This window comes from Planktothrix sp. FACHB-1355 (assembly GCF_014748295.1).
In the GTDB taxonomy this organism is placed as follows: domain Bacteria; phylum Cyanobacteriota; class Cyanobacteriia; order Cyanobacteriales; family Aerosakkonemataceae; genus Aerosakkonema; species Aerosakkonema funiforme_A.
The window spans coordinates 1-3,539 of sequence record NZ_JACJUP010000757.1; the positions used below are offsets into that span (position 1 = coordinate 1).

Sequence of the window (3,539 nt, forward strand, 5' to 3'; positions counted from 1 at the left end):
AGGCCGCGCGCTGCAGGCCAACCTCGACGAAGGCGGCCTGCATGCCCGGCATGACCCGGATCACCTTGCCCTTGTAGATGTTGCCGACATAAGTTGACACGAGCCCCAATTTAGTTTCATCCCTTTCCGGGGAAAACTTTTGATGAGCGCAGCAGATGCTAAAGAAAAATAAGGCGTGGATTGTTTTGGGTTTGAGCGCAACCTGGCTATGTACCCCAGTAGTAGCCCTCAACAACAACTCATCGGTAGGCGAGTCTGGCATAGATGCCCTACGGCTACACAAATCTCCTCATAATTTGACCGGGCGCAAAATCGCGATCGGTCAAGTAGAAATAGGTCGCCCCGGACAGTTCGGTATCGACAAAACAGGCAGCCAAAATCATACCGTCGTCTCCGTGGCGCGAGTATTTTGGCGAGATACCCCAGCCAAAACAGATACCGACGTAGATCCGCACGCCTTCAGCGTTGCCAGCATGATGATTAGCAGAGCCAAAGCCGTACCGGGAGTGGCACCGGGAGCAAGGCTTTACTCTTCTGCTGTTGGTGCGATGGACAAAAGCGGGCAACCGGAAGAGTGCCTAGCCTCTCAGTACGTAGCCCAGCAAAACGGCGGAGACGTGCGAGCGATTAACTACAGCTTTGGCGAATCCCTAGAACGAGACCCGCGACCGGATGCAGTTTTGGACGGCAACGCCCTACTGACCCAATGTATCGATTGGTCTGCTCGCGTCTACGATGTACTGCATATGGTGGCAGGCAATCAGGGGCGCGGGGGAATACCGATTCCTACGGATAACTTCAACGGCATTAATGTAGCGTTTACCAAGCGCATCAATGGAGTTTTTGCCAAAGTTGACTTTGCCAACATCGGCGATATCGCCGAAGGAATTATCAGTAGGTTAGCAGGTAGAGAGATTAATGTAGGAGGGCGTCGTTCGATCGGATTAGTTGCGCCCGGACATGATGTCACCGTCCTCAACCTAGATGGTACCGTCAGCAAAGTCAGCGGCACCAGTTTGGCAACACCCCACGCTACCGCTACAGTAGCGCTCATCCAGGAATTTGGCGATCGCCAACTCAGTACCCGCCAACCGCATTGGAGCATTGATTCCCGCCGCCACGAAGTCACAAAAGTTGTCTTGCTCAACTCAGCCGATAAACTCAAAGATAAAGGCGAAGGTTTGCAACTCGGTATGAGCAAAACCATTACCGACAAAAGCAACCGCACTTGGCTGGATTCGGATGCCTACAAAAATGATAAAGTTCCCCTAGATCTGCAAATGGGCACCGGTCAGCTCAACGCTTTCCGTGCTGTTCAGCAATTTGCCGGCAGTCAGTGGAAACCATCCGAAACTGCTCCTGCCATAGGTTGGGATTACAACAAAGCGCAAGCTGGCTCCTCTGTTGACTATGTGTTGGACAAACCATTGCAGGAGGGAAGTTTTGCCTCTATCACTCTGGCATGGGACAGAATGGTAGAGCTAAACGATACCAACAAAAACGGTCAGTACGATCTGGAAGAAACTTTTCGCGATCGCGGTTTGAACAACCTCGACCTCTATCTCATACCCGCCGATAGTAACGACTCAGCCGCTAAAATCTGCGCCTCTGTCAGCGAAGTCGATAGCGTCGAACATATATTTTGCCCCGTTCCCAAAACAGGTCGTTACAAAATCCGAGTCCACTATCGCCAACAAGTCAACGAGGTAACTCAGCCTTACGCTATAGCTTGGTGGACTGTACCTCAAAAGTAATCGGTAGCAGGTCAGTATGTAGTTGCGCTGTCTTCGCTCTCATCGCAACTGCGTACTGCCAGCCACTACTACTACCTAGTATCATGAAAGACACAGACCCCTTTGAAAATCCAGACCTCAAGCGCTTAGAGCTATTTATATATTTGACACCAGTCATCGGCTTTTTCCCCGCGCTCTGGACACTATACCGCCGTCAAGGAACGCGGTATCGACAAGCCGTAAGTAGATTGTCCGTGACACTAGCCCTGGGCTGGTTATTGGGGTATATTTTGTTGGGTGCTGGGGCAGATGCTTCGGAATCGATGAAACTGCCCCTGTTATTGATGAATAGCTTGCTTACTTCTAGTTATTTTGTGGTGAGTGTTTGGTTGATGATTCGTTTCTCCCAGCGGCAATCCCTCCGCATACCGATCGTCACTCAAATAGCTGACCGGGTGCTTGGTAAATATTTATCTTAATCCCCAAGTTTGCCAGCTTACAGCTTTTTCCGGTTGCAACTCGTGGAGTGGACTTGAAAATTATTACCCTGATTTTGTACCAAAGCGTAGGAAGAACTGGTATGAGTATTCTGGTTGCAAAATCTCATAAGTAGGAGCGGGTTTGTGCTTGTATACTCAACCTATGAAATGTGTATATTTATACTAATTAAACCCGCCCCTACAGATCTGCGAATTTTTAGTGTGTGAGGAAGCCAGTGCCAACTCGAAAATTTACGGCTCTATTTTCTATGGGACAAAAAACAAGCCCATCACTTATGAGTCAACCTGCCAAAGCAAACCATCTACGTTGGCTCTGGCTTGGGTTTGGTTTGACCGGAATCGCTATGCTGTCGGCAACAGCAGGAGCTCTGCTGGCAGTGTCTCTTTCCACTAAACCCTTGATGCAAGCTCAACTGAGCGCTGAAGAAGCAGCTGTTTTCTCTCAAGGAGACATATCGACGACCAATCTGCGCTTGCCAGAGTTAACTCGACCGGTCAATATTTTAGTTTTGGGAATAAAAGTTCTCAGTTCCGAGATAGGTGAGGCACCCAATCCAGCAAACAATGGATACGACCCGGTAGTCAATTCTTTTGAGGGTCTTTCCGATACAATGCTCCTGCTGCGCTTTAACCCCCAAACCCAAAAATTAATTGTACTTTCTGTTCCCCGCGATACTCGTACTTTAGTTGAGGGATTGGGCGTTACCAAAATTAACGCGGCGAATGCTTCTGGTGGCCCAGCCCTGAGTGCTAGGGCGGTAAGCAATTTACTGGGCGGGATCAGGATCGATCGCTATGTCCGCATCAACGTTCAAGGTGTGGAAAAATTGATCGATGCTTTGGGTGGCGTGACGGTCTTCGTACCCCAGGAAATGAAGTATAAGGACGATACCCAACACCTTTACATCGATTTTAAGCCAGGGAAGCAACACCTCAACGGCCCTCAAGTTCAGAACTTTTTGCGCTTTCGCTACGACAAGCTGGGCGATATCGGTCGGGTACAGCGACAACAAATGGTAATGCGAGCTTTAGTGGAACAAGCGCTCAATCCGGCGACTCTGGGTAAAGTGCCTCAAATTCTTTCGGTGGTTCAATCTCATATCGATACAAACTTAACGGTGGAAGAGTTAGTTGCCTTGGTCGGTTTTGGTGTCAAGACGAATCGATCGAATATCCAAATGTTGATGGTACCGGGTGATTTTAGCGATGCCGCTCAGTTTGAGGCTAGTTACTGGCTACCGAATCGCCGTGGCATTGAGAGGATGGTCAGCCAATATTTGGATAGCGATGACTCAAATAATAAAAA

At 49.2% G+C, this 3,539-nt stretch carries 3 protein-coding genes; all 3 read left to right on the forward strand.

The genetic code is table 11. The features are described from left to right. The first annotated feature begins 155 nt into the window (after nucleotides 1–155). Nucleotides 156–1,754, forward strand: coding sequence for a S8 family serine peptidase (locus H6S82_RS24360; protein WP_190464148.1), 1,599 nt, complete (start codon nucleotides 156–158; stop codon nucleotides 1,752–1,754). 83 nt (nucleotides 1,755–1,837) lie between these two features. Next, nucleotides 1,838–2,212: a hypothetical protein gene (locus H6S82_RS24365; protein ID WP_190464149.1), complete on the forward strand. Its 375-nt coding sequence runs from the start codon at nucleotides 1,838–1,840 to the stop codon at nucleotides 2,210–2,212. Between the two features lie 296 nt (nucleotides 2,213–2,508). Next, on the forward strand, nucleotides 2,509–3,539 hold a 1,031-nt coding region (locus H6S82_RS24370; RefSeq protein WP_242057094.1), incomplete at its 3' end, for an LCP family protein.

What these genes read in the sequence shown, in the direction of transcription:
- H6S82_RS24360 (WP_190464148.1), top strand. Translation starts at nt 156, where the DNA reads ATGCTAAAGAAAAATAAGGCGTGGATTGTTTTGGGTTTGAGCGCAACC.
- H6S82_RS24365 (WP_190464149.1), top strand. Translation starts at nt 1,838, where the DNA reads ATGAAAGACACAGACCCCTTTGAAAATCCAGACCTCAAGCGCTTAGAG.